Source organism: Enterobacter sp. UPMP2060, from assembly GCF_053709655.1.
In genome coordinates this window covers 306,821-333,616 of the sequence record NZ_JBSKJQ010000003.1, presented here as the reverse complement: position 1 = coordinate 333,616, position 26,796 = coordinate 306,821, and the positions used below count along the sequence as shown (strand labels likewise).

The window sequence follows — 26,796 nt, the reverse complement described above, 5'->3', positions numbered from 1 at the left end:
GGATGCTGACTACACTTCTTTCCATCTTGACCAACCGCATTCTGTGGAGCTTCCTCGGCGTAACGGCGCTTGCGGCGGTGATCTGGATGATTGGTCCCCTGTTGTCCATCGTGGACACCCGACCGCTCGAGTCTGAGCAGAACCGCATTATCAGCATTGCCGTGGTCTATCTGCTCTGGGCGCAGGGCCACATTCTGCCGCGCCTGTACAACGCCTGGCTGAACCGCAAGCTGATGGACAAGCTCAAAGAGAACACCGCCAGCCCGGAAGCGGCGGATCCGCAGAAGCGGCTGAACAGCGAGGAGCAGATCCTCGCCAGCCGCTTTGATGAAGCCGCGCAGATGCTGAAAAAAGCCCACTTCAGCAAAGCGGGCCAGGGCGCCCAGTGGACGCAGCGCTTCAGCACGCAATATCTCTATCAGCTGCCGTGGTACGTCATTATTGGCGCGCCGGGATCCGGTAAAACCACGGCGCTGGTTAACTCCGGGCTGCAGTTCCCGCTGGCCGATCGCTTCGGTAAAACCGCGCTGCGGGGCATTGGCGGCACGCGTAACTGCGACTGGTGGTTTACCAATGAAGCGGTGCTGCTGGACACGGCGGGCCGCTACACCACCCAGGAGAGCGAGCAGGTGCAGGATGCCGGCGAATGTCTGGAGTTCATGGGGTTACTTCGCAAGTATCGCCGCCGCCAGCCGATCAACGGCGTTATCATCACCATCAGCATTTCTGACCTGCTCACCCAGTCCGCCGAGGCGTCCCGCCAGCAGGCGGTGAACCTGCGCCAGCGTCTGTCCGAGCTGCATGAACAGCTGGGTATTCGCTTCCCGGTGTATGTGATGGTGACCAAGGCCGACCTGCTTAAAGGCTTCCGCGCCTGGTTTGCCGACTACGACAAAGCGCAGCGCGACCAGATCTGGGGCTTTACGCTGCCGTGGGAGCAAACCAAACACGCCGATTACGACCTGATGGGCAACTTCCAGCAGGAGTTTTCTCTGCTCCAGCAGCGCCTTGATGCCGGGCTGCCGGAAACCATGCTGAAAGAGCATGACGCGAAAACCCGCGCCGAAGCGTATCTCTTCCCGCAGGAGTTCGCCGCGCTGCGTCCGCTGCTGGCGGACTACCTGAGCACGGTCTTCGCCCGCTCCAACTTCGAAACCGAGTTCTCTCCGCGCGGGATCTACTTCGCCAGCGGGACGCAGGAAGGTATGCCGTTCGACCGCGTGATGGGCGAACTGAACCGCGCGCTGTCGCTGCCGGAAGGGGGAGAGGCGGATAACTGGGATTCGGTCAGCAAAGAAGCGCCGATCCCGGGGGCAAAAGGTCAGAGTTTCTTCATTAAGAACCTGCTGCAAAACGTCATCTTCCAGGAAGCCGGGATCGCGGGCGAAAACCGCTGGTGGGAGCTGCGCAACCGGGCGGTGATCTGGTCTGGCTACGCGGCGCTGCTGGCCCTGTTGGTGATCCTCGGCGGTCTGTGGCTGACCAGCTATGCCAAAAACAAGGCCTATCTGGAAGAGGTGGATGCGAAGGTGCCGCTGCTGGACCAGCAGAGCAAAGCGCTGCAGAACCAGACCCAGCGTGACCTGTTCGATCTGCTGCCGCTGCTGAACGGTCTGGTTGACCTGCCGAAAAGCGACGCGTTTGATGTAAACGATCCGCCCCTATCCCGCCGTATGGGGCTCTACCGCGGAGATGACGTCAGCGATGCCTCGCAGTCTCTGTACCAGAAAGCGCTGGATCAGATGCTGTTGCCTGCCGTCGCTATGCACATCACCACCTGGCTGCGCAACGACAACGGCAGCGACGTGGAATACAGCTATGAAGCGCTGAAAGCCTATCAGATGCTGTATCAGCCGAAGCACTACGACGGCAAATTCCTGCATTCGTGGGTGATGCTCAACCTGCAGCGAAATCTGCCGCAGAACGTCACGAAGGCGCAGCTGCAGCAGCTTGAATGGCACCTGACGCAGCTGCTGGAACCGAAAATCCAGGCCTCGCCGTACGCGCAGGATGAATCTCTGGTGGCCCGCGAAAGAGCGATGATCGGCCAGCAGCCGCTCTCCACGCGCGTTTACGGTCGTCTCAAACGCCTGCTGGAGCATGATGACAACCTCAAGCCGGTCTCCCTTTCCGACCTGGGCGGACCGCAGAGCGAGCTGGTGTTTTCACGCAAAAGCGGCAAGCCGGTGAGCGAAGGCGTGCCGGGTCTGTATACGCCGGACGGCTACTGGAAAAGCTTTAACGGCCAGATTGACAGCGTCACCACCGCCCTGCATGAAGACGACGCCTGGGTGCTGGGGGCCGCGACGGCGCAGGAAGATAAACAGCAGATCGATAACGCCGTGCGCCAGCTCTACATGCGCGATTTTATCGCGAACTGGGATCGCTTCCTCGCCGACATCCAGCTCAATAACAGCGCCGATCTTTCCCAGCGCATCAACACCGCGCGCCTGCTCTCCGGCGCAAACTCGCCTCTGCGCCGTCTGGTGCAGAACCTGAGCCAGGTCCTGACGCTGTCACGCAATGCGCCAGCGCCGGAAGATGCGGATAAAGCGCAGGCGCAGAGCAACCGCGCCACCCGCACGCTGGAAGCGCTGTTCAGCAACAATGACGCTGCGCCGACCCAGGCCGCCGTGGTCACCCAGGCGCCGGAACAGCTGGTCACCGACCACTACGCGCCGATGATTGAGCTGGCGCAGCCGCTGGAGAAGGGCGGGAAGACCATCGTGTTTGATGATTTTCTCAAGCAGGTGGATGAGCTCTATCGCTACCTGACCGCCGTCCAGGACGCGGCCAACAGCGGCATGCCGGCACCGGGCGGCGAGGCGATCAGCCGCCTGCAGGCCAGCGCCGGTCGTCTGCCGGGCGGGCTGCAAACCATGTTCAGCAATATGGCGGTGGGCGCCAGCAGCGATACCCAGCGCCGCGACCTCGAAAACGTGCGTAAGCGGATTAACGTTGAGGTGGGCGGTTTCTGCCGTCAGGCGATCGCCAGCCGTTACCCGCTGGTGCGCAGCGCCAGCACCGAGGTCACCCCTGACGATCTCGCGCGCATGTTTGCGCCGGGAACCGGGCTGATGGACGCTTTCTTCCGCGACAATCTGACCAATAAAGTGGATACCACCCAGGCAAACTGGCGCTTTATGCCGGGCATCGACGGGAAAACGCTGCCGGGAAGTGAAGGGCTGCTGAGACCGTTCCAGCAGGCCCAGTCGATTCGCGACGCCTTCTTTGCTAATGGCGCCACGACGCCGTCCTTCAAGGTGACGGTTCGCACCGTGCGAATGGATAACTCCATTCTGAACCTGACGCTGGACGTCGACGGCCAGCTGCTGCGCTACAGCCACGGCCCACAGGCCGTACAGATCATGAACTGGCCGGGGCCGGGCGGCACCAACCAGGTACGCATGCAGCTGGGGCTGGCGAACGGCAGCACGGCGACGCTGGTCACCAACGGCGCCTGGGCGCTCAACCGCTTCTTCGATAAAGCGAGCACCAGCCCGGGCGCGGGTAGCCTGAGCCGTCAGGCCACCTTCAACGTCGACGGACATCAGGTCACGCTGGAGTTTGCGCCAAACAGCATTCGTAACCCGTTCCAGCTTCCCCGTTTCTCATGCCCATAACCGCAAGGACAGCCGTATGACGAATACCCCTGCGATGAACCGCTACAGCTGGTATGGCAAGTTACCCAGCGCCGGAGATTTTTTGCAGCGTCGCTTTCCTGACACTTTACAGCGCCAGTGGTCGCACTGGTTCCAGGTCGGCCTGCTGGCCTGGCAGCAGGAAGAGCAGCGCAGCGGCGAGCGCCAGTTTCACAAAGCGCCAGTCTGGAATTTTGTGGTACCGCCCATGCTGGGCAGCCAGATGATCCAGATGGGCTGTCTGCTGCCCGGCCGCGACAGCGTTGGCCGACAGTATCCGGTTTGCCTGCAGCTGAGCTTCGCCCCGTCAGAGTGGTCGACCAGCCTGCTCAGCCAGGCAGAAAGCTGGTACCAGCAGATTGGGCGCCTGGGGCTGCACGCGGTGCGCAACAGTTTTTCCGCCTCACAGCTGGATGAGATGCTGATGACCATTCCGGCGCCGCAGCCCGTCGAGCCGCAAAAGCGTTCCGACATCCTTGATGTGATTGGCTATGACGAGGACGGGCAGAGCACGCTGGGCTGGCCTCAGGCGGCCGAGTGTTTTGATCCGCTGCGTCAGACCAGCTACTGGTGGACCAACCGCTGCGACGGCTACCCGCTGTACACCCACGTGCACAGCGGTAACTTTACCGGGCAGCTTTTCACCCTGCTGTTCGACCCGGCAGGGGGCGCCCGTCCGGGGCGTCACGGTCTCTATCCGCCCATGTTTGAATAAGCAGGGATCTCATGAATATCGAAGAATTTCTCGCGCCAATCAGTCCCGAAAAACCCTGCGGCGAAAACCTGGAGTACGACGCCGACTTCCAGATCATGAATCAGGCAAGTCTTGGGAAAGCGGAACAGCAGTTTGGCGACACCATTATCCCGGCAGAGCCCGCTGACTGGAACACGGTGGAAAAATACGCCACCAGCCTGCTGACCCGCACCAAAGATCTTCGCGTACTGCTGGCGTTAACCCATGCCTGGACGCGCCGCCGCGGGCTGGCGGGCTACGCGGACGGATTATTGCTGGTGCAGGAGGCGATCGCCCGTTACTGGGAGACGCTCTATCCGCTGCTGGAAGAGTATGGCGAAACCGATCCGTTCTATCGCATTAACGCCCTGGCAGGGCTGAGCGATAAATCCGACCTCACCGTCGCCGTGCGAAACGCCTCGCTTCTGCGTTCAAACGGCGATGAAATTTCGCTCCGGGATGCCCAGGCCCTGCTGGACGGCAGCAAGACGGAATGTCCGGACTATCCCGGCGGCCGTCCACGGCTGATTGACGAGCTGGCCCGCGGCGACCAGCCGGGAACCGCAGCAGTTATCGTCATTAACGAACGTCTGCTGGCGATTCGCGAGCTGCTCTCCGGGCATCTCGGTGAAAGCGGCGTGCCCGAGATGGAACAGCTGCTGAAAACCGTCGGACTGGTGGCCAGCGCGTGCCAGGTAACCGACATCAGCAAGCTGCTGACGAACCGTGAGGCGCAGGCAGAACCCCAGGCCGAGCAGCAGTCGGCGGCAGCGCAGCCCGTTCAGCCGGTCGCCGACTGGCGAAGCGTGCAGATCACCAGCCGCGCCGACGCGCAGCTGATGCTGGAAAAAGCGAAGCAGTATTTTGCGCAGTACGAACCGAGCCACCCCGCACCGCTGATGATTGAACGGGTGCAGCGGCTGTCAGAACTTAACTTTATGGACATTATTCGCGACCTGGCGCCAGACGGCGTTAACCAACTTGAAAACATCTTTGGGCGCCGCGAATAACGCGTCCAGGCATTATGACGACAGGCATGGAGCCTGCCGTTTCACCTTCACCGCGCATCTTTGATGGAGAACATCATGGCAATGAGTAACAGTGGGCAGAAATTCATCGCACGTAACCGTGCCCCCCGCGTGCAGATCGAGTACGACGTAGAGATCTACGGTGCAGAACGTAAGATTCAGCTGCCGTTTGTGATGGGCGTCATGGCCGATCTGGTCGGCAAACCGGTTGAAAATCTGCCGGCCGTCGACGAGCGTAAATTCCTCGAAATCGACATCGACAACTTTGACGAACGCATGAAGGCGCTTAAGCCGCGCGTGGCGTTCCAGGTGGATAACACCCTGACCGGCGAAGGCAAGCTCAACGTGGATCTGACCTTTGACAGCATGGACGACTTCCTGCCGGATGCGGTGGCCCGCAAGGTCGAGCCGCTGAACAAGCTGCTGGAAGCGCGTACCCAGCTCTCCAACCTGCTGACCTATATGGACGGCAAAAACGGTGCGGAAGAGCTGATCGCTAAAATTCTGCAGGATCCGACGCTGCTCAAATCCCTGAGCCAGTTGCCGAAAAATGACGAAAGCGCGAAAGGTAGCGAGGAATAATCGATGAGCAACCAGACTCAACAACACGAGCAGCAGGCGGGTCAGGCGTTCAGCCAGGATGAGTTCAGCGCGCTGCTGAACAAAGAATTCCGCCCGAAAACCGATCAGGCCCGTTCAGCCGTAGAAAGCGCGGTTAAAACTCTGGCGCAGCAGGCGCTGGAAAACACCGTCACTTTCTCCAACGACACCTACCGCACCATTCAGAACCTGATCGCCGGTATCGACGAGCAGCTGTCGCAGCAGGTAAACCAGATCATTCACCACGAAGAGTTTCAGAAGCTGGAGAGCGCCTGGCGCGGTCTGAGCTATCTTGTGAACAACACTGAAACTGACGAGATGCTGAAGATCCGCTTTATGAGCATCTCCAAGCAGGAGCTGGGCCGCACCCTGAAGCGCTTCAAGGGCGTGGGCTGGGACCAGAGCCCGATCTTCAAGAAAATCTACGAGCAGGAGTACGGTCAGTTCGGCGGCGAGCCGTTTGGCTGCATCGTGGGCGACTACTACTTCGACCATAGCCCGCAGGACGTTGAGCTGCTGGGCGAAATGGCGCGCATCGGCTCTGCGGCGCACTGTCCGTTTATCACCGGTACCGCGCCGGGCGTGATGCAGATGGAGTCCTGGCAGGAGCTGGCTAACCCGCGCGACCTGACCAAGATCTTCCAGAACACCGAATACGCCGCCTGGCGTTCGCTGCGTGAATCCGAAGATGCCCGCTATCTGGGCCTGGTGATGCCGCGCTTCCTGTCGCGCCTGCCGTACGGTATTCGCACCAACCCGGTCGACAGCTTTGACTTTGAAGAGCAGACCGACGGCGCGAACCACAACAGCTACTCCTGGGCGAACGCCGCGTATGCGATGGCCGCCAACATCAACCGCTCCTTCAAAGAGTACGGCTGGTGCACCTCGATTCGCGGCGTGGAGTCCGGCGGGGCGGTGGAAAACCTGCCGTGCCACACCTTCCCGAGCGATGACGGCGGCGTGGACATGAAGTGCCCGACCGAAATCGCCATCAGCGATCGTCGTGAAGCCGAGCTGGCGAAAAACGGCTTTATGCCGCTGGTTCACCGCAAAAACTCCGACTTTGCCGCCTTCATCGGCGCGCAGTCGCTGCAGAAACCGGCCGAGTACCACGACCCGGATGCCACCGCCAACGCGCGTCTGGCCTCTCGTCTGCCGTACCTGTTCGCCTGCTGCCGCTTTGCACACTACCTGAAGTGCATCGTGCGCGACAAAATCGGCTCCTTCCGCGAGCGCGAAGAGATGGAGCGCTGGCTGAACGACTGGGTCATGAACTACGTCGACGGTGACCCGGCGAACTCCTCTCAGGAGACCAAGTCCCGTAAACCGCTGGCCGCAGCGGAAGTGCAGGTGCAGGAGATTGAAGACAACCCGGGCTACTACGCCGCGAAGTTCTTCCTGCGTCCACACTACCAGCTGGAAGGTCTGACCGTTTCCCTGCGTCTGGTATCCAAACTGCCGTCGCTGAAGACGAAAGACGCGTGATGAGTGTAGCCGGCCCATTGGGCCGGCTACTTTTCGGTCAATACGAGATAGCTAATGAATTTGACAGTGAAAGCGTTGATACGAAAATTCATCAGCTATTTAGCCATTTATACGTTGCTAATAATTTCATTCATGCTGTTTGTGACGGTATCCGGCTACTATCTGTTTATCTTTGACTGGCCGGCAGAAGTCCCGCGAATCGCAATGCATGGATTTTTATGCACTGGACTTAATGCATTAGCGATAGGGATATACGTTGTCGCAGAAAAATGGAAAGAGGAAAGTTAGTATTTTACGCGGACTGATGCGCTGTGGGTCTTATGGCAAAGGATATAAGGTGAAACGTTTATGTTTTTTCCTCGTATTTATGACTTTTTATGTGTATTCCGGAAATAACTATCCTGATTTTTATCAGCAGCAAACATACCGGCAGGTTTTAAAAGATTTTGTTCTGGCGCGCTGCCTGGCGCAGGTAGCAGATAAAGGCAGCCAGTTTTCTGCTGATGCTGCCCGAAGTGCGAGTGCATTCATTGAGTGGATTCCTTTTGATGCTGAAAATGGCACTGAGAAAATGGATGCGCTCATTGGAAAATACAAAGATCACATTAACGGCTTTCATGCCGAACGAAAGCCCGATGTAAAAGGCGTTACGTTAAATTGCCTGCGTCTTTATCATAGTGACGAACTTAACAAGCTGGTACCTCAATTAATTATCGGAAATCCTGATCGCACCTGGATTCAGGATAATCCGCAGTAGTAAAGACTTCACATTCTTTCCGTTCATTCAGGGGGAATGTAAGACTGTCAAATGACACGGGTCATTTGATATGAGGCAGAGGTAAAATATGGACGGTTTTATTCAGCCCCATGCTTTCCTGTTTGCCATATAAGTGCTTTTTCGAAAGCAATATTGTTCATCCACGAAGAGTAGATATTATGGCTATTGATATGTTTCTGAAGGTCGAGGGTGTTACGGGCGAATCTAAAGATTCTAACCACACCGGCTGGACTGATATTACCTCCTTCTCCTGGGGCGCTTCCCAGCCAGGTAATATGAGCGTTGGCGGTGGCGGCGGTGCCGGTAAAGTTAACTTCAACGACCTGCACGTTAACGCGCTGATCGACAAATCCACCACCGCTATCCTGAAACACTGCGCCAGCGGCAAACACCTGACCAAAGTTGAGCTGTCCGTCTGTAAAGCCGGCGGCCAGCAGGTGGAATACTCCCGCATCACGCTGGAAGATGTGCTGGTCACCTCTGTTCAGTACACCGGTGCTGACAACGGCGATACCGTTGGTGTGACCTATGCATTCCAGGCTGCGAAAGTGAAACAGCAGTACTGGGAGCAGACCACGTCTGGTGGTAAAGGTGCTGAAAGCAGCGCTGGCTGGAACATCAAAGAAAACAAAGAAGCGTAATTGCGTATGTGGCCGGGGAGTTTTCCCCGGTCATTATGATTGCTTCACTATTCGGCGCGTATTTGCGATGGAAAGAGCGTTAACGGTTATACCCATTGTATTATCATGTAGCGCCTGCATATCCCACCCTGCTCAGTTTCAGAGTTTAACTGTTAAGGTGGAAAAAAATGCACCCTGTTTTGGCGTTTCGAATGACACTGAACCAGGTGAGGTTGTGCTAGTTTATGAACCCTCGATATCTCGACGTGCAGGTAACGAATGGGAAAGCATCTTCTCTCCAGGAGCATTTCCTTCCAGCCGCTTTTTGAAATCTGAAGAGTGCCTACGCTGGGATAAAGTAGACTGGCAGTCAGGGGAGTATGATGTGGTATTAGAATCGAGAAATCATAATACTATTGTTCGATATGCTACTCGCTTTATTCTCAGTATAAATTCCAGAGGCGAATTATCGCTGGTTAGAATAGAATAGGAGCGTTTTCAAATGTTGATGTTTTTAAGAAAGTGTCAACCTTTGGATAATAATTCAACTCCGTTTTTATTTAAATGGGTATGCTTATTTGTGAGCGTTTTTGTAAAAATCAAAGGGAATGAATATGGCTAGCCAATCATTAGTTAATCCGGGATATTGTATTGTTCAGCAACCCGGAACCCTGGATTTCCAGACAAGGCTTTTATTCAACGATCCAAATAGTGATGCTGCACGTTATTTCATGCAGGTTAATAGTGATGTGCAGTGGTCAAAACCTGGGCAGATGTTGATTCTTGGTGCACCGGGAAGTAATAATTCTGTGCAGCTTAAGCAATTACAGCTCGCTAAAAAGAAAGTCAACGGTGCTCTGGCCGATCTTAATTCTGGTGAAGCGAATTTCTTTAATCAACATTTTAGTACCATAGCTGCAGTTACTAATTTTATGGATAAGTCCCTTGGTGTCGTTGCTGATGCAGGTGAAAAATATTTTAGTGAAATAGAAAAAAAACTTAAATCCATTGAATTGGCTTACCAGAATCAGTACAGAGCACAAGGGACATTGATAAGCCAACAGTTTTTTGTTGAACGTCAGCGCCTCTTTTCTGAGTTGGATGGTTTATTAAACAAATTGTCCCGACTGACCTTAAAGATGAAGCCCTATAACGAATTGAAGCATGCATTAGGCTTGTCAAGCAGATCCATTGTACATGAATGGAGTACAGCCGGGGTCGCCTCTATTCGTGGTTATTCAACTTATATCGATAATGCCTCTAAGGCCGCTCGTTTTCTTAAAGCGGGAGGGTGGCTTGCAATAGGTTTTGCAGGTGCAAATACCACTAATGAAGTTTACAATGCCTGCACCGTAGGACGAGAGCAGAGTTGTTCTAAAGTCGCTGTGAAAAAATACAGCAGCTTTGGTGCAAGCCTGGCAGGGGGTATTTACGGTGGTAAATACGGAGCAATGGCAGGTGCTGGTGTATGCGTTGCGCTTGGTGTTGCGACGGGGGGCGTAGGACTGCTCGCCTGCTCTATTGTTGGGGCTGCTGCAGGTGGATACGTTGGTGGCGAGATAGCGGGCGGAGCGACTGAGTATATGATGGATAAAATATGGTGAATATAGAGAATTTATCATTATTTCTTATCGTGGTTTTATTGCTGGTTGTTGTAATTATGGATTTGTTCAGTTCTCGTTATTTCAAAAAACACGAGGCTGATTATAATCGGTTACTTTCAGACTATCGGCGCAAGGGATATGATCTGGATCTTGTAACCAACTATGCTTCTTTTTTTGGTTCGCTGGCCAATTATCAAAAAATAATCTGGTTTGTTCGCCTTTATAAAGGCGTTGAAATGAAATTCACGCGTGAAAGGCTTGTTCAGGAAGATGCTTATAAATATGTACAGTCGTTACCTGAAGAAAGAATTGGTTGGATGCTAAAATTACATCGCCGTTATAAGTTACAGGCGTTAATATTCACTCTATGGCTCATTGTTGGATTATATTTTATCACCTTCATTAAATAGTTTTGATATTCAATTTCTCAAACGCCGCCGTTCTCGCCCCGAGAGCGGCAGCGTTTGAGCGCTAATCATACCAGCAGGAATACGCCATGCGATTCACGATTATTTCTACGAAACCCGGTCATCAGCCGCCGCAAAGCAGCTGTGATTTTTACGCCCCGGGCGGCACCATTGGGCGCGGTACGGATAACAATCTGGTGTTGCCGGATAATGACCGCACCATCTCTCGTCTGCAGGCCATTGTTCACGTTGACGCCCAGGGCGAATGCCGCGTGACCAACCGTGGCAGCGTCACCCGCGTGGTATTAAATGACATTCCGCTGGAGCGAGGGCGTCAGGTTGAGCTGCAGGATGGCGACATTCTCGGTATTGATGACTACCGTATCGAAGTGACCGAACTGATCCACGATACGCAACCCGTAAGCCGTATGGCGGCCAGTATGCATCAGCAGGCGCGTCCGACAGCCGCACCCGCGCCCGCTGCGCAACCGAAGCCGGCGAGTGCCGCACCGCGCGGGAAGGCCGAGCCAACCGCCGTGCCAACGGAGATCTGGGATAGCCTGATGCAGGAGTTCTCCATCTCCGACAGCATCTCCAGCAACCGTACAAAACCGCAGCCTGCTCCATCGCACGATCCGTTCTCCCAGCCTGCGGCCCCGGAGCGTAACGCGGAAGATCCGCTGGCGATGTTTAACGACAGCGATCCAAAGCTCGAGCGTAAGAATGTCGACCCGGACACGCTGTTCAGCGACGAAGCGTTGTTCAAAAAAGAGAGTATTTTTGACGACGTCACCCCGTCAACGCTGGTGCCGCCGGGCGAGAATAGCCCCGTGAAGCCAGAAGACGAGGCGACGGACGAGCTCGATCCGCTGGCCCTGTTTGGCGGTAAGGCCAGCGCGCCAGCCGCGCGTAATGACGACCCGCTCGGGCTGATGGGCGGCGCGCCATTAACCCATCCGGATGACATTATTGCCGAAAAGCCTGCGCCAGTGCCGGAACCCGAGCAGGAAGAGGACGTGCTGGCCGATTCTCCGCTGTTCGCCCCTGAGCCGCAGGAAGAACCGCGTGCTGAAGAAGAGCCCGCGCGGCCGGATTACGCAGGCTTCACTATGCCAACGCCGCAGGCCGTTGCGCGCAGCAGCGCTCAGGCCCCGAAGGGCCGCCTGCGCATTGACCCGGTCAATAACGCCGCCGCCCCAAGCGCTACGGCAAACAGCGGTGAGAAGGGCGAAGTGCTGCAGGGCGAGCTGCTGGAGGCGCTGCTGGAGGGGATGGGGCTGAGCGAAATGCAGCCCGTCCCCCAGTTTGATCGTGAAAATATGCGTCAGCTGGGGCAGATCCTCGGCATGTTCTCTCAGGGAACCGTGGCGCTGCTCTCCTCGCGCTCCATTCTCAAGCGTGGCGTGAAGGCCGATATGACCATGGTGCTGGACGATGCCAACAACCCGTTCAAGCTGTTGCCGACCGGCAAAACCGTGCTGATCCAGATGTTCGGCACCCCGATGCCGGGCTTTATGCCGCCGACCAAATCCGTGCGCGACGCGCTGATCGACCTGCAGGCGCACCAGCTGGGCATGATCTCCGGTATCCGCGCCATCATTGCCGCGATGCTGCAGTCCTTTAACCCGGAACAGCTGGAAGAGCAGGCGAAGCAGAACGGGATGACCTCGCGTCTGGCGCTGCCGGGCAGCCGCAAAGCCGCCCTGTGGGACTATTTTGTGCGCAGCTATGGCGAAACGGCTGGCGAGATTGAGGATGATTTCCACACCCTGTTCGGCGAGGCCTTCCTTCATGCGTACGACATGGAGGTGAATCAGTACAAAGACTCACAGAGCGGATCGGAAGACAAATGAATATCGCAACGGCTTCTCTCTCCCGCCAGGGGACGCGCGCCAGCAACCAGGATCAGACGGGAGAAACCATAGGGGAACGTTCAGCCTGCTTTGTCGTCTGCGACGGCATCGCGGGCCTGCCGGGCGGTGAGGTGGCTGCAGAGCTGGCCCGCAACAGCATTATCTCCCGCTTCGATGGCGACAAACATCTTAATGCGCAGCATATCCGCGACTACGTGCAGACGGCTAACCGCACCATCCTCAGCGAACAGCAGGCCGTTCAGGACTATCGCCGGATGGGCACGACGCTGGTCAGCCTGTTCATTGACCGTGATTACGGCCTGGCCTACTGGGCGCACGCCGGAGACAGCCGCCTGTACCTGTTTCGCCGGGGATGGCTGTGGCATGTGACCACCGACCACAGCCTGGTGCAGCAGATGAAAGACGCCGGGCACCAGACCGACAACCTGAACAGCAACCTGCTCTATCTGGCGCTGGGAATTGAAAACGGCGGGCCGGAAGCGAGCTACAGCGACGTGGTGCAGGTTGAAGACGGCGATGCATTCTTACTCTGCACCGACGGGTTCTGGCACGGCGTTAGCGAAGAGCAAATGAAGCAGTCGCTGCATATGGTCAATACGCCGCAGGAGTGGCTGACCTTAATGAACCAAATCATTCAAAAGAATGGCGAACAGGAGGGGAATGCTCAGGATAACTATACTGCCCTGGCGGTATGGATGGGCAACCCTCAGGACACCACTTTGCTGCACACCCTCTCTGACGCAGCACAATTTCTTCCCTGCGGAACTGATTAGACACACAAGGAACGATATGAAACTTTGGCTATCGGGTTTGGCACTTCTGGCGGTCACCTCCACCGCGCAGGCTGAGAATTTCCGCATCGTGCAGTCTCCTGCGCAGAAGCTGGATATCTGGATCGACAACATTAAAGACAACACGCCGCAGAGCTGGTGTAAGCCTGAGGTGGCGCTGCGCATTGTGGCGAACGGCAAGAAGGACGTCTCCGTGCTGGAGAACTTTGTGCCGCGTCTTGGCTCCCTGCTGGAACACCAGTGCAGCAAAGTGAATAAGCTTAGCTGGACGCTAAACGATCCGGCGGGTACCACGCTGGCGCAGGGTACGGCAGGCAAAGCGCAGGACTGGGCGCTGGTGGTGAAACAGGACCAGGCCGCGCCTGCTGCGACCGTCACCGCAGCCCCAACCAGCGGCGCGCTGCTGCCGCCGGACCAGAACGTGGCTTCCCGCACCGTCGCGGCTGACCGCACGCCGTGGCAGGAATTCACCCTGCAGGACGGCTGCCACCTGCGCACCTTCTGGGAAGGTGGCGCTTCCGCTCCGGCGCTCTTTATTCCGGATTCTGACACCACCCGCTGCGGTAACGGCAGCTGGCTGAGCGGACACACCGTGGTTTCGCAGTCCCGCAACGGCGGACAGAAAGAGATGGCGGTGACCTACATCCACGGCTTCCCGGTGACGGGTCTGAATCAAAGCGCCGATCCTGAAAACGCGCTGATCACCTCCGTCAACAAAGAGCGCATGGTATTCAGCACCCCAAACAGCGACCAGAGCTGGATGATCCTGCCTTACGATAGCGCCCTGAATAGCTGGAAAAGCAACGGCACCGTAGCGGTGGAGATTTCCCGTGAAATCGCCAGCGACGATGCAAAACTGCAGGCGCGTATTGCGGCGGTGAAAAAAACCTGGAGCGCCTGGGTTGCACCCGGCACTCCGCTCAATATCGTCCTGATTGACACCCTGCGTCCTCAGCTGCGCGATCCGGCCGTCGGCGCATGGCGCGCGGCGAATTAAGGAGTGGCTATGAATACGCTCTATCAACACCTGGCGGGCGAGTCGCTCAGCGACGCGCTGGCGCGCCTTGAAGCTGAAATCAAAGCCCGTCCGGCGGATGCCGACCTCCGCGCCGCGTTCGTGCAGTTTTTAACCCTCAGCGGCAACTGGACGCGCGCGCTGACCCAGCTGAAAAGCTGGCTGGCGCTGAAGCCTCAGGCGAAGCCCACCGTCACGCTGCTGGAGCAATCCATTCAGGGTGAGCTGCAGCGCGCGCAGGTGATGGCGGGAGAGGCGCGTCCGGCTATGCCTGAAGCCCAGTGGCCGTGGCTGACGACCCTGGCCGCGGCGCTGAGCGAGGAGGGCGAGCGCGCCCGGGCGCTGCGTCTGGAGGCCCTCGATCGGGCTGAGGCCACCCCCGGCCAGATTATCCTCGAAAACGAGGAGACGCAGGCGTTTGACTGGCTGATGGACGGCGATGCCCGTCTCGGCCCGGTCTGCGAAACCATCGTGAACGGCCGTTATTTCTGGCTGCCGTTCAGCGCCATCGCGGAGATCCGTTTCCAGGCGCCCGCCAGCGTGACCGATCTGGTCTGGCGTCACGCGCTGGTGCGCCTGACCGACGGTACGGAGCAGGTGTGTCAGATCCCGGCGCGTTACCCGTTTGCTGCCGATGCCACTGATGCGGTCAGGCTGGGCCGCACCACCGAATGGCAGCCGCTCGACGAAGACGGCACTCTTTACGAAGGCAGGGGCCAGAAGGCCTGGCTGAGCGAGCAAAGCGAATACCCGCTGCTGTCCTTAAGCCTCGTGACGTTTGCGACGGATGGAGCCGATGAGTAATCCCGCTGGCGAAGGCGATCTGCTGCGCAGCGGCTGGCAAGCCCGCAGCAAGCAGGAGAAGGTGGGGGCGCGCGACAAAATGCAGCCCTCGCTGCTGGATCGTCTCACCGATAATGAGCCGGAAAAAAAGCGCGAGTCGGCCAACAGCAATCTGATCACCCACGCCGCCCTGCGCCGCAACGTCCTGCGCGATCTGCAGTGGCTGTTTAACACCATCAACCACGATGCCTCCGGCGATTTGAGCGCCTTGCCGCACGTGAAGCGCTCGGTGGTCAACTTCGGCGTCGCGCCGCTGGCCGGGAAAAGAATGTCGGATATCGAATGGCACGACATTCAGCGCAAGCTCACCGAGGCCATCATCAATTTTGAGCCGCGCATTTTACCGCAGGGGCTGCAGGTCCGCTGCGTGTCGGATACCTCCTCGCTGGATCTGCACAACGTGCTCTCCATCGAGATCAAAGGGCGTTTATGGTGTGTGCCGTACCCGCTGGAGTTTCTGTTTCGTACCGATGTCGATCTGGAAAACGGCCATTTTGAACTGAAAGATGCGGGGTAATCATGGAAAGTAAACTGCTCGAATATTACAACCGCGAGCTGGCCTACCTGCGCGAAATGGGGGCCGAGTTTGCCGAACGCTATCCTAAGGTCGCCGGACGGCTGGGCATGCGCGGCATCGAAGTGGCGGACCCGTATACCGAACGTCTGATGGAGGGCTTCGCCTTCCTGACCTCACGCGTGCAGATGAAAATGGACGCGGAGTTTCCGCGCTTCTCCCAGCGTCTGCTGGAGATGATTGCGCCTAACTATCTCGCGCCCACGCCGTCGATGGCGATTGCGGAGATTGAGCCCGACAGCAGCCGGGGCGACCTGAGCAAGGGCTTTATCGTGCCGCGCGGTACCATGATGGACAGCCTGGCGCTGAAAAAAACCGGCGTGACCTGCAGCTATACCACGGCGCACGAGGTCAACCTGCTGCCGCTGAAAATCGACAAGGTCGAGCTGGGCGGCGTGCCCGCCGATCTGCCGCTCGCGCAGCTGGGGCTGAGCCAGCGGGGGATCGGCAGCGCCTTGCGGATCCGCATCGCCTGCGACGGCCCGCAAAACCTCGGGCACCTGGATTTCGACCGTCTGGAATTTTTCCTCGGCGGTCCGGATATTGAAGCGCTGAAGCTGCTGGAGCTGGTGATGGAGCATCACGCCGGGATCGTCTGCCAGACGGTCAGCCCGCAGCCGCAGCGACAGCTGCTGGCGTCGGACGCGCTGCGCCAGGAAGGCTTTGAGCCTGACCAGGCCCTGCTTCCGGACGATCTGCGCAACTTTGATGGCTATCGCCTGCTGCAGGAGTATTTCGCCTTTCCGGCCCGTTTCCGCTTCATTAGCCTGAGCGGTCTGGGCAAGCTTATCGAGCGCTGTGAAGGCGAAAAAGCCTTCGACATCTTCATTCTGCTGGATAAGTCGGATGAACAGCTGGAGCGCGTGGTTGATGCCAGCCATCTGGCGCTGCACTGTACGCCGGTCATCAACCTGTTCCCAAAGGTCGCGGCGCGTCAGAAGCTGAATGAAGGCCAGCATGAATACCATCTGGTGGTCGATAATATCCGTCCGCTGGATTATGAAATTTACACGGTCAAAAAAATCTATGGCAGCGCGGACGGCCAGCGCGATGACCAGACGTTTCGTCCATTCTGGAGCACCTGGAGCGGCGATGCGGGCAACTACGGGGCCTATTTTTCCCTGCGCCGCGAACAGCGCGTGCTGTCCGAGCACGCCCTGCGCTACGGCACGCGCACCGGCTATATCGGCTCGGAGGTGTTTGTTTCGCTGGTGGATGAACAGCACGCGCCGTGGCAGGAAAACCTGCGCTATATCTCTGCCAAGGTGCTCTGCACCAGCCGCGACCTGCCGCTGATGCTGCAGCAGGAGCTCGGGCAGTTCATTATGGCCGACTCCATGCCGGTGAAATCCCTCACCCTGCGTAAAGGCCCGACGCCGCCGCGTCCGGCGCTGGCGGAAGGGTTCAGCACCTGGCGGCTCATCAGCCAGCTGCAGATGAACTACCTCAGCCTGATGGACAGCGAAAACGAAGACGGCGCGGCCGCGCTGCGCCAGCTGTTAGGGCTGTACGCCAACCTGGCAGAAACGCCCGTTGCGCGCCAGGTGGAGGGGGTACGCCACTGCGTGCTGGAGCCGGTTCACCGCCGCGTGCCTGAACCCGGCCCGGTCGTTTTCGCCCGCGGGATCGGCATCACCCTGACGGTCGATGAGCGTGCCTTTTCCGGCGCCAGTCCGTGGCTTTTTGGCAGCGTGATGGAACGTCTCTTTGCCCGCCTGGTGTCCATCAACAGCTTTACGGAGTTCACCCTGAAAAGTCAGCAGCGCGGCGAGATTGGCTACTGGGCGCCGCGCATGGGTAAAAGGGCGCTGATATGAGTGACGCTGCCACTGCACCGCTGCGCGTGCATCGCCTGACCCGGCTGCCGGACGCGTTCTGGCAAGGGGTTCGCGAGACGCCCTGGCGCTACGATCTGTTTCAGCTGCTAAGGCGCATTGATGCCCAGGGCGGCGAGCGCTACCCGCTGGGACGCGCGCCGCTGCCGAAATTTGAGCCGCTGCGCATCGGCCAGCAGCCGTCGATGAGTTTTGCACCGTCGACGCTGGCTCAGGTCCGCCAGCGGGAGGAAAGCGGGCTGCACGAGGTGTCTATCCTCAGTTTCGGCCTGTTTGGCCCGAACGGCCCGCTGCCGGTCCATATGACCGAATACGCCCGCGAGCGAATTTATCATCATCAGGACGCCAGCCTCAGCGCGTTTGCCGACCTGTTCCATCACCGCCTTGCGCTGCTGTTTTACCGCGCCTGGGCGGATGCGCAACCCACCGTCTCCCTCGATCGCGCTGATAACAGGCGCTTTGAGGGGTATCTGGCATCGCTGATTGGCATGGGCCAGCCGGGACAGATGAACAAAGGCAGCCTGAGCTCGCATGCCCGCTTTACCCACGCCGGGCACCTGACCCGTCACGGGCGGGATCCGGAGGGGCTGGAGAAGATCCTGCGCAACTATTTTAAAGCGCCGGTTAAGCTGGTGAGCAACGTGCCGCAGTGGATGCCGCTTTCCACGCGCGAGCAGGCGCAGCTGGGAGCAGGGCGCCGCATGCCGCGCATGGGGGAATCCGCCTTTCTCGGCGTTGCCGTCCGCGACGTGCAGCATAAGTTTCGCATCGAAATTGGCCCGCTGAGCGCGGAGGAGTACAACCGTTTTCTGCCGGGTGAAGCGTGGGTCACCGAGCTGCGCGACTGGGTGCGTCAGTACGCCGGGGTGGAGTTTGAATGGGAAACGCGGGTGATCCTGCGTGAAGACGCGGTGCAGGGCACCACGCTCGGCAGCAATGGGCGATTAGGCTATAACACCTGGCTGGGCCTTCAGCCGCAGCCTGTCCCGCGTGGCGATCTGGTGTATCGCGCAGAGCGGTAATCCTTCCGTATACCGAATCATTGTTAATGGAAACTAACATGTCAGAAATTAGCCGTGCCGTGCTTTTCGGCAAACTGGATACGCTGTTATTTACCTCTCTGGAAAGCGCCACTGCGTTCTGCAAGCTGCGCGGCAACCCGTACGTTGAGCTGGTGCACTGGCTGCATCAGCTGATGCATCAGCAGGATGGCGATCTGCAGCAGCTCATCCGCCACTTTGCCCTTGATGAACAGCAGCTGACGCGCGATATCGTGGCGGCGCTGGATGTCCTTCCGCGCGGGGCGAGTTCCGTTTCCGATCTCTCCGAACACATTGACAGCGCCGTGGAGCGCGCCTGGGTCTTCGGCTCGCTGAAGTTTGGCGTCAGCCGTATTCGCGGCGGCCATTTGCTGATCGGCATGCTTAAAACCTGGAACCTCGCCAACGTGCTGAAAAGCATTTCGTCGCAGTTCACCCGCCTTAACGTCGAGGTGCTGATTGAGCAGTTCGACGCGATTTGCGCCAACAGCAAAGAGACGCAGCAGGCCGCTGCCGCCGCAGACGCACCGGCGGGTACGGTACCGGCGGCGCAGGGGACGCTGGCCCAGTACGGCCAGGATCTGACCGCCCGCGCCCGCGACGGGAAGATTGACCCGGTTGTCGGGCGCGACGAGGAGATCCGCCAGATGGTGGATATCCTGATGCGTCGCCGCCAGAACAACCCGCTGCTGACCGGGGAAGCCGGGGTCGGGAAAACGGCCGTCGTTGAAGGGCTGGCGCTGCGTATCGCCGAGGGCGACGTCCCGGAACCGCTGCAAAATATTCAGCTGTGGCTGCTGGATATCGGCATGCTGCAGGCAGGCGCAGGCATGAAAGGCGAGTTTGAAGCCCGTCTGCAGGCGCTCATTAACGAAGTCCAGTCCAGCGCCACGCCAATCATTCTGTTTATCGATGAGATCCACACCCTGATTGGCGCAGGCGGCCAGCAGGGGACCGGCGATGCGGCGAACCTGCTGAAGCCCGCGCTGGCGCGCGGACAGCTGCGCACCATAGGCGCCACCACCTGGGCGGAATACAAAAAATACATCGAGAAAGATCCGGCGCTGACCCGTCGTTTCCAGACGGTGCAGGTACACGAGCCGGACGAAGCGAAAGCCATTCTGATGCTGCGCAGCACCGTGTCGCCGCTGGAGACGCACCACCAGGTGCTGCTGCTCGACGAAGCGGTCAGCGCGGCGGTGAAGCTGTCGCATCGTTACATCCCGGCGCGTCAGCTGCCGGATAAAGCCGTTGCGCTGCTCGACACCGCCTGCGCCCGCGTCGCGGTCAGCCAGAGCGCGCCCCCTGCGCAGCTGGAAGACTGCCTGCGCCACCTTGCCGCGCTGGACGTGGAAATTGAGATTGCTGAACGCGAAGCGCGCGTGGGAGCCGGTGACGCCGATCGCGTAACCGCTTTACTCGCCGAACGCGACGCGTATGAGACAAAACGCGAAGCCCTGGCCCAGCGCTGGGAAGAAGAGCGCAGCCTGGTGCAGGAGATTATCCGCCTGCGCGCGGGGCTGTTCGCGGCGGGCGATGACGATAGCGCCGAGCTGCGCGGCCAGCTGGCGGAACAGCAGCAGGCGCTGAACGCCCTGCAGGGTGATGAACCGCTGCTGTTTGCGGCGGTGGATGAAAACGTGGTTGCCGCGGTGGTCTCTGACTGGACCGGGATCCCGCTGGGCCGGATGGTGAAAAACGAGATCGACGCGGTACTCAACCTCGCCGACACGCTGAACCAGCGCGTTATCGGCCAGCGTCACGGTCTGGATCTCATTGCCCGCCGCGTGAAAACCTCGCGGGCGAAGCTGGACGATCCCAACAAACCGGTGGGCGTCTTTATGCTGTGCGGCCCGTCCGGGGTCGGTAAAACCGAAACCGCGCTGGCGCTCGCGGAATCCCTCTACGGCGGCGAGCAGAACGTTATCACCATCAACATGAGTGAGTTCCAGGAAGCGCACACCGTTTCCACCTTAAAAGGTGCACCTCCGGGGTACGTAGGGTATGGTGAAGGCGGCGTGTTGACCGAGGCCGTGCGCCGCCGCCCGTACAGCGTGGTGCTGCTGGACGAAATTGAAAAAGCGCACCCGGATGTCCACGAGATCTTCTTCCAGGTCTTTGATAAAGGCTGGATGGAAGACGGCGAGGGGCGCCACATCGATTTCCGGAACACCATCATTATTCTGACCTCCAACGTCGGCACCGACCTGATTAGCGCCATGTGCGCCGATCCGGAGCTGATGCCGGAGCCTGATGCATTAAGCGGCGCCCTGCGCCAGCCGCTGCTGGAGGTCTTCCCACCGGCGCTGCTGGGCCGCCTGCTGGTGGTGCCGTACTACCCGCTCAGCGACGAGATGCTGGGGCAGATTGTTCGCCTGCAGCTCAAGCGCATTCAGCGTCGTCTGGAAGAGAATCAAAGCATTATTTCTGAGTTTGACGACAGCGTGGTGGAACAGATTGTTCAGCGCTGTACCGAGGTGGAGTCCGGCGGCCGCATGGTGGATGCTATTCTGACCAACACCTTGCTGCCTCAGATGAGCCAGATCTTACTTACCGCCAGCCGCAGCGACGAGCAGTACCGACGTCTGCACGTCACCTGCGAGCAGGGCGAGTTTCACTGTCAGTTTGCCGCGTAATAATCATCAAGAGAACTGTAAAAGATGACGGATAATGATAACAATCGGACTGTCCCAAACGCGCTCCCGGTCGGGTACCGCTTCAACGAGTTTGAAATCAAAGAGGTGATCGGCGGCGGCGGTTTTGGCATCGTCTATCGCGCGTGGGATCACCAGCTCGAACGCACTATCGCTATCAAAGAATTTATGCCTTCCTCGCTCGCCGTGCGCGGCGACGACATGACCCTGGTGCTGCGCAGCGAGCGTTTTGGCAAAGCGTTTTCCGCAGGCCTGAACAGCTTTATTCAGGAGGCGCGTCTGCTGGCGCGCTTTAACCACCCGAACCTGCTGCACGTCCTGCGTTTCTGGGTGCAAAACGACACGGCCTACATGGGGACGCTGTTTTACAGCGGCACCACGCTTTCGCGCCTGCGCGAGGAAAAGCCGGAGCTGATCAACGAGGCCTGGATCCGCCGCACGCTGCCGATGCTGTTCGGTGCGATCAAGACCATCCACAACGAAGGCTATCTGCACCGCGACATCTCGCTGGATAACATTCAGATCCAGGATAACGGCCTGCCGGTGCTGCTTGATTTCGGCTCCGCGCGCCGCACCATCGGTAACCTTTCCGATGAAACGGAAACCATGCTGCGCCCGGGCTTTGCGCCGATCGAGCAGTACACCGACGACAACGAAAGCGAGCAGGGCCCGTGGACGGATATTTACGCCCTCGGCGCGGTGCTGCGTACCCTGATTGTGGGTTCTCCGCCGCCGGTCAGCGTGGTGCGCTCTATTCAGGATACCTGCAAACCGCTGGTGGAAATCATGCCGCAGGGCTATTCCATTCCGCTGCTGCAGGCCATCGACCGGGCGCTGGCGCTGCACATGGAGGACCGTCCGCAGTCCATCGACGAGTTCGCCGCGCTGATAGAGATGCCGGTCGCAGGGATCAACGACGTGCTGACGGCGAAAAAGCCCGGCACGATGCTGGTTCCTGTCGAAGACGAAAAACCGGCTTCGCTGCTCGACTGGCGCCGCTACAAGATCCCTGGCATGGTTGCCGCAGGCGTGCTGGTGGGCGTTGTCGCCGGGGCGATGCTGTTCAGCGGCGGTAACGATGCTCCCGAGCAGGCTGCACAGGCACCGGCAGAGACGCGTTCGACTGAGACCGCCGCAAACGCGCCGGACGTGAAGCCGGAAACGGCGAAGGTTAACGAGCAGGCGACGGCCCAGCAGACTCCGCCGCCTGTGGAGAGCCCGGTTGCGCTGGTCTATATCCGCATCCTCGACGGCGAAACGCTGAAAGTGAACGGCGAGCCAAAAGCGCTGCGTCCGGCGACCAACGGCTATGCATCGCTCAAGCTGCCGGCCGGTGAGGTGAAGATTGAACTCCAGGGCAACGGAAGAACGCGTGGCCAGACGCTGGATATCACCAAGCCGGGCACCTGGCTGGTGAACCCTTAGAATTACGCTCAGTCACAGATGCGAACCTCTTTTCTGAATCGCATAAGCTAGATGGAATAAAGATTATGCTCAACCGAATTACCGTTCAGCTCCCGGTGGAGGGGCTTCTGTTCTGGAAACTGACGGGCCGCGAGGCGATGTCCGAGTCGTTCGCGCTGACGCTGACCGTGCTCGGCACGGACGCGCGCATTGACCGCAGCAAGCTGCTGGGCCAGCCGGTCACGGTGACCATCCCGACGCAGAACCTGCTGACGTCCCGCTATGTTAACGGCAAAATTACCCGCGTGGCGGTCAGCGCCGTCGAGCTGACGGGCACCCGCTATGCGGTGTACCAGCTGACGGTTGAGCCGGACCTGTGGCCGATGAAGCGCGACCGTAACCTGCGTATCTTCCAGGGGCAGACGGTGCCGCAGATTGTGAAAACCCTGCTGGGCGAGCATCAGGTTAACGTTGAGGATAAACTCACCGGCAGCTACCGGGTGTGGGACTACTGCGTGCAGTATCAGGAGTCGAGCCTGGACTTCATCAGCCGCCTGATGGAGCTGGAGGGGATTGCCTATCACTTCAGCCACGAGGCGGACAAACACACCCTGGTGCTCACCGACGCCGCCACGCAGCATCAGCCGTTCAGCGGCTATGAGGTCATTCCTTACCACCAGACGCCGTCCGGCGGCAGTACGGACGAAGAGGGCATCAGCCAGTGGGCGCTGGAGGACAGCGTGACGCCGGGGATTTACAGCCTTGACGACTATGACTTCCGCAAGCCGAACGCGTGGCTGTTCCAGGCCCAGCAGAACCCGGCGTCGCCGAAGCCGGGCAGCATCGACGTGTACGACTGGCCGGGTCGCTTTGTGGACAAAGGGCACGGGGAGTTCTATGCCCGCATCCGTCAGGAGCGCTGGCAGGTTGAGCATCAGCAGATTCAGGCCACCGCCACGGCGGCGGGGATTGCGCCAGGGCACACCTTCACCTTAACCCACGCGCCGTTCTTCAGCGACAACGGCGAGTATCTGGTGACGGCGGCGGGTTACCACTTCGAAGAGAACCGCTACGCCAGCGGCGAGGGTGAAACCATTCACCGCACCGATTTCACGGTGATTCCGTCGGCGGTGGTGTACCGTCCGGCGCAGACCACGGCGTGGCCGCGCACCTACGGCCCGCAGACCGCGAAAGTAGTGGGGCCGAAGGGCGAGAGTATCTGGACGGACAAATACGGTCGCGTGAAGGTGAAGTTCCACTGGGACCGCCTGGCGAAAGGCGATGACACCAGCTCCTGCTGGGTGCGCGTGTCGAGCGCGTGGGCGGGCCAGGGCTACGGCGGGGTGCAGATCCCGCGCGTCGGCGACGAGGTGGTGGTGGACTTTATCAACGGCGATCCGGACCGTCCGATTATTACCGGTCGCGTGTACAACGACGCGAGCATGCCGCCGTGGGCGCTGCCTGCCGCCGCGACGCAGATGGGCTTTATGAGCCGCACGAAAGACGGTTCCGTCGACAATGCTAACGCCCTGCGATTTGAGGATAAAGCGGGCGCAGAGCAGGTGTGGATCCAGGCCGAGCGCAACATGGACACCAGCGTTAAGAACGATGAAACGCACAGCGTCGGCGGGGCGCGCAGCCATTACGTGAAGAAAAATGAACTGCATCGCGTGGAAGCGAACCAAACCCAGGCCGTGAAAGGCGGAACCGAGATCCTGACGGGGAAAGGCAAGCTGGATGCGGCGGTGGAGCAGTACGTTATTGCTTCCGGGACGAAGCTGCGGCTGGTCTCAGGGGAAAGCGCCATTGAGTTGAATGCGAACGGCAAGATTAACCTGATCGGCAAAGAGTTTAACTTCTTCGTGGAAGGGGATGGGTATATCACCACGGGCGGTAAGCTGCATCTGAATACCTCTGGCACCAAGCCGGGCACAACGGCACCGGGTTCGGGGCATAAAGGGGATATTGATGCGGCAGTGCAGGCGTATTTTGCGCCTGAACAAAGCAAGAAAGGGGCAGGAGCGTCTCCTGTGCCATCACAGTCTGCAACGAAACCAGCACCTCAAGCTACAGTAAGTAATGCCACTTCAGCAACACCGACTCAAAGTGAGGACAAGTTTTCAAAGATTTCACCTATTATTTTCCAAAATGAAGGCGGATACGTTAATGACCCTAACGACGCTGGGGGGGCTACCAATAAAGGAATTGCGTGGAAAACATGGCAGAAATATGCCAAGGAAGATCTTGGTGTTGAACCCACATTGGATAACCTAAAAAATTTAACCAATGAACAAGCTGAGACAATTTACCGTAAACGTTACTGGGAGCCGTCTGGATTTAACAATCTTAATGATCCTAAACTCGCACTAATGTCTTATGATTGGACCATAACCTCCGGCGGAGCCGGTAAGCAAATCCAAAAATTGCTGAATAATGAGTTCGGCCAGCAGTTGATTGCAGATGGAAAAATAGGGCCTAAGACTATAGACGCAATGAACAGCGTAAGCGACTCAGCGAAGCTTACGTCCAGAATAGCGGACATTCGTAAAGAATATTATGAGAATCTTGTGGTAAATAACTCTAAAAATGCTAAGTTTTTGACAGGTTGGTTAAATCGAGTTGATCGGTGTGCACAGGTGGCTTTGTAATGAATATAAAATTAGTAATGTTATTGATGGTTGCGGGTTTTAATAGTGGTCATGCAATAGCTAAAGATATGTTTTCTGGTCAGTGGGGCGGAGAACAAAAAAATGAGTCAACACTGACTTTACGATTAACTCAAGCTGGTCAAAATGTGAATGGTAGTTATTGTTATGTTACGCAAAACGGTAACCGCATTGACTGTCCCTCAGATGATGAGAATAATCTAAAGGGTGTTATTGCTGAAAATCGAGCAAATGTGGAATTTACCTCTTCATTTGGTGGTGAAAAGGGACGTGCGAAACTGGAAGTTGTTGGTGATAAAATGATCTGGACTTTAATTACACCGCCACAGAAAGGTGAATATTATGCTCCGCAGTATTATAAACTAACAAAAGTGTTAAAGTCGCCGGTGTCCGAAAAAAGAGTTTTTGATACCGATAAATTCAATATTACTCTAGTCAATAAATGTGGTTCATTTGAAAGTGACTGCAATGATATGTTTTACCTTGGAATTAGAAAAAGTGACAATAGTACAATTTCTTTAGATGGGAAGACTTTAAACGATGCGACAGGAAAAGTAATTGGTTCCTTATTTAAAAATGGCGGAATTACCTATACGGTTACCTATAACCCATTGAAATTGGTAGTCAGTAAGGGTGGTGATATTTTAGTTGATCAGCCAGGTCAATGGGTTAATAAGTAGAATCTATTACTAAAGGGTCAGTATTCTCTGGCCTTTATTTTTGCCTTCACTGTTCTTGATATTAATCATCCCGAGTTCACTTATGAAATACACCCTCCAGGAAGGTTCGTTTTCCCTTTTTCCTGCTGCCTGGCAGGATAACAGCATGAACATTATTCGCGATGACGAAAGCGGGCTGTCCGTGGTGGTCAGCCGCGGCGTTATCCCCGATGGCAGCGACTATGAACAAGAGTTCCATCGCCAGTGGGATGTGCTGCGTCCTCAGATGGGCGAAATTGCCCAGAGCGAATTCCGGAACGTAAAAGCCGGGCCTGACGGAAAAATTAACGGGCTGGAAGTTGAAACCACCTTTGACCGTAACGGGCAGCGCCTGTGGCAAAAACAGCTGGCCGTGCAGACGCCGGGCAAACCAGTATTGATGATTTTTACCCTCTCGGCACTCAGGGCATTCACCGAAGAGGACGAGGTGCGCTGGAGCGCGCTTAGGCAGAGTCTGACGCTAAACGACAACCGGAATGTGTAAG

21 protein-coding genes are annotated in these 26,796 nt (G+C 57.8%); all 21 read left to right on the top strand.

The genetic code is table 11. The features are described from left to right. The first annotated feature begins 2 nt into the window (after positions 1-2). The 21 genes from tssM (at position 3) to ACWKXN_RS10410 (ending at position 26,795) form a co-directional block, all read left to right on the top strand. Positions 3-3,623, top strand: coding sequence for a type VI secretion system membrane subunit TssM (gene tssM, locus ACWKXN_RS10510; RefSeq protein WP_454543760.1), 3,621 nt, complete (start codon positions 3-5; stop codon positions 3,621-3,623). A 16-nt stretch (positions 3,624-3,639) separates the two neighbouring features. After that, positions 3,640-4,356 carry a type VI secretion system-associated protein TagF gene (gene tagF, locus ACWKXN_RS10505; RefSeq protein WP_023312158.1) on the top strand — a complete coding sequence of 239 codons (717 nt, stop codon included), beginning with the start codon at positions 3,640-3,642 and terminating at the stop codon, positions 4,354-4,356. Between the two features lie 11 nt (positions 4,357-4,367). Next, positions 4,368-5,384 carry a type VI secretion system protein TssA gene (gene tssA, locus ACWKXN_RS10500; RefSeq protein WP_214579692.1) on the top strand — a complete coding sequence of 339 codons (1,017 nt, stop codon included), beginning with the start codon at positions 4,368-4,370 and terminating at the stop codon, positions 5,382-5,384. Positions 5,385-5,459: 75 nt separating this feature from the next. Further along, entirely contained in the window at positions 5,460-5,984 is a 525-nt protein-coding gene (gene tssB / locus ACWKXN_RS10495) for a type VI secretion system contractile sheath small subunit (protein ID WP_008502644.1), read from the top strand. A 3-nt stretch (positions 5,985-5,987) separates the two neighbouring features. Next, complete coding sequence (gene tssC, locus ACWKXN_RS10490; RefSeq protein ID WP_014884232.1) at positions 5,988-7,487, top strand: type VI secretion system contractile sheath large subunit; 1,500 nt, start codon at positions 5,988-5,990, stop codon at positions 7,485-7,487. Positions 7,488-7,854: 367 nt separating this feature from the next. After that, positions 7,855-8,244, top strand: a complete 390-nt coding sequence (locus ACWKXN_RS10485) for a T6SS amidase immunity protein Tai4 family protein (protein ID WP_048980953.1) — start codon at positions 7,855-7,857, stop codon at positions 8,242-8,244. 179 nt (positions 8,245-8,423) lie between these two features. Next, positions 8,424-8,906, top strand: coding sequence for an Hcp family type VI secretion system effector (locus ACWKXN_RS10480; RefSeq protein WP_008502640.1), 483 nt, complete (start codon positions 8,424-8,426; stop codon positions 8,904-8,906). 593 nt (positions 8,907-9,499) lie between these two features. Then, positions 9,500-10,489: a hypothetical protein gene (locus ACWKXN_RS10475; RefSeq protein ID WP_058841364.1), complete on the top strand. Its 990-nt coding sequence runs from the start codon at positions 9,500-9,502 to the stop codon at positions 10,487-10,489. Next, complete coding sequence (locus ACWKXN_RS10470) at positions 10,483-10,899, top strand: hypothetical protein (RefSeq protein ID WP_033145793.1); 417 nt, start codon at positions 10,483-10,485, stop codon at positions 10,897-10,899. Before ACWKXN_RS10475 ends, ACWKXN_RS10470 begins: the two co-directional genes overlap by 7 nt. A gap of 86 nt (positions 10,900-10,985) precedes the next feature. Beyond that, on the top strand, positions 10,986-12,749 hold the full coding sequence (gene tagH / locus ACWKXN_RS10465; RefSeq protein WP_454543759.1) for a type VI secretion system-associated FHA domain protein TagH: 1,764 nt from the start codon (positions 10,986-10,988) through the stop codon (positions 12,747-12,749). Next, positions 12,746-13,543 (top strand): PP2C family protein-serine/threonine phosphatase, encoded by a 798-nt coding sequence (locus ACWKXN_RS10460; RefSeq protein WP_014884226.1) that lies wholly within the window; start codon positions 12,746-12,748, stop codon positions 13,541-13,543. Before tagH ends, ACWKXN_RS10460 begins: the two co-directional genes overlap by 4 nt. 16 nt (positions 13,544-13,559) lie before the next feature. Then, positions 13,560-14,558 (top strand): hypothetical protein, encoded by a 999-nt coding sequence (locus ACWKXN_RS10455; RefSeq protein ID WP_167818497.1) that lies wholly within the window; start codon positions 13,560-13,562, stop codon positions 14,556-14,558. 9 nt (positions 14,559-14,567) lie between these two features. Next, positions 14,568-15,380 carry a type VI secretion system accessory protein TagJ gene (locus tag ACWKXN_RS10450; protein WP_454543758.1) on the top strand — a complete coding sequence of 271 codons (813 nt, stop codon included), beginning with the start codon at positions 14,568-14,570 and terminating at the stop codon, positions 15,378-15,380. After that, complete coding sequence (gene tssE / locus ACWKXN_RS10445) at positions 15,373-15,936, top strand: type VI secretion system baseplate subunit TssE (protein ID WP_033145789.1); 564 nt, start codon at positions 15,373-15,375, stop codon at positions 15,934-15,936. Before ACWKXN_RS10450 ends, tssE begins: the two co-directional genes overlap by 8 nt. Positions 15,937-15,938: 2 nt before the next feature. Beyond that, complete coding sequence (gene tssF / locus ACWKXN_RS10440; protein ID WP_454543757.1) at positions 15,939-17,810, top strand: type VI secretion system baseplate subunit TssF; 1,872 nt, start codon at positions 15,939-15,941, stop codon at positions 17,808-17,810. Then, positions 17,807-18,850, top strand: a complete 1,044-nt coding sequence (gene tssG, locus ACWKXN_RS10435; RefSeq protein ID WP_454543756.1) for a type VI secretion system baseplate subunit TssG — start codon at positions 17,807-17,809, stop codon at positions 18,848-18,850. Before tssF ends, tssG begins: the two co-directional genes overlap by 4 nt. A 38-nt stretch (positions 18,851-18,888) precedes the next feature. Continuing rightward, positions 18,889-21,504, top strand: coding sequence for a type VI secretion system ATPase TssH (gene tssH / locus ACWKXN_RS10430; protein ID WP_454543755.1), 2,616 nt, complete (start codon positions 18,889-18,891; stop codon positions 21,502-21,504). Positions 21,505-21,528: 24 nt separating this feature from the next. After that, a complete protein-coding gene (locus ACWKXN_RS10425) occupies positions 21,529-22,947 on the top strand; it encodes a serine/threonine protein kinase (protein ID WP_048980918.1) in 1,419 nt (472 codons plus the stop codon). A 65-nt stretch (positions 22,948-23,012) separates the two neighbouring features. Further along, positions 23,013-25,574, top strand: coding sequence for a type VI secretion system tip protein TssI/VgrG (gene tssI, locus ACWKXN_RS10420; protein WP_454543754.1), 2,562 nt, complete (start codon positions 23,013-23,015; stop codon positions 25,572-25,574). Further along, positions 25,574-26,272, top strand: a complete 699-nt coding sequence (locus ACWKXN_RS10415; protein WP_039263597.1) for a hypothetical protein — start codon at positions 25,574-25,576, stop codon at positions 26,270-26,272. The genes tssI and ACWKXN_RS10415 overlap by 1 nt, the downstream gene beginning before the upstream one ends. 82 nt (positions 26,273-26,354) lie before the next feature. Continuing rightward, complete coding sequence (locus tag ACWKXN_RS10410; RefSeq protein WP_301508996.1) at positions 26,355-26,795, top strand: DcrB-related protein; 441 nt, start codon at positions 26,355-26,357, stop codon at positions 26,793-26,795. Position 26,796 lies beyond the last annotated feature (1 nt).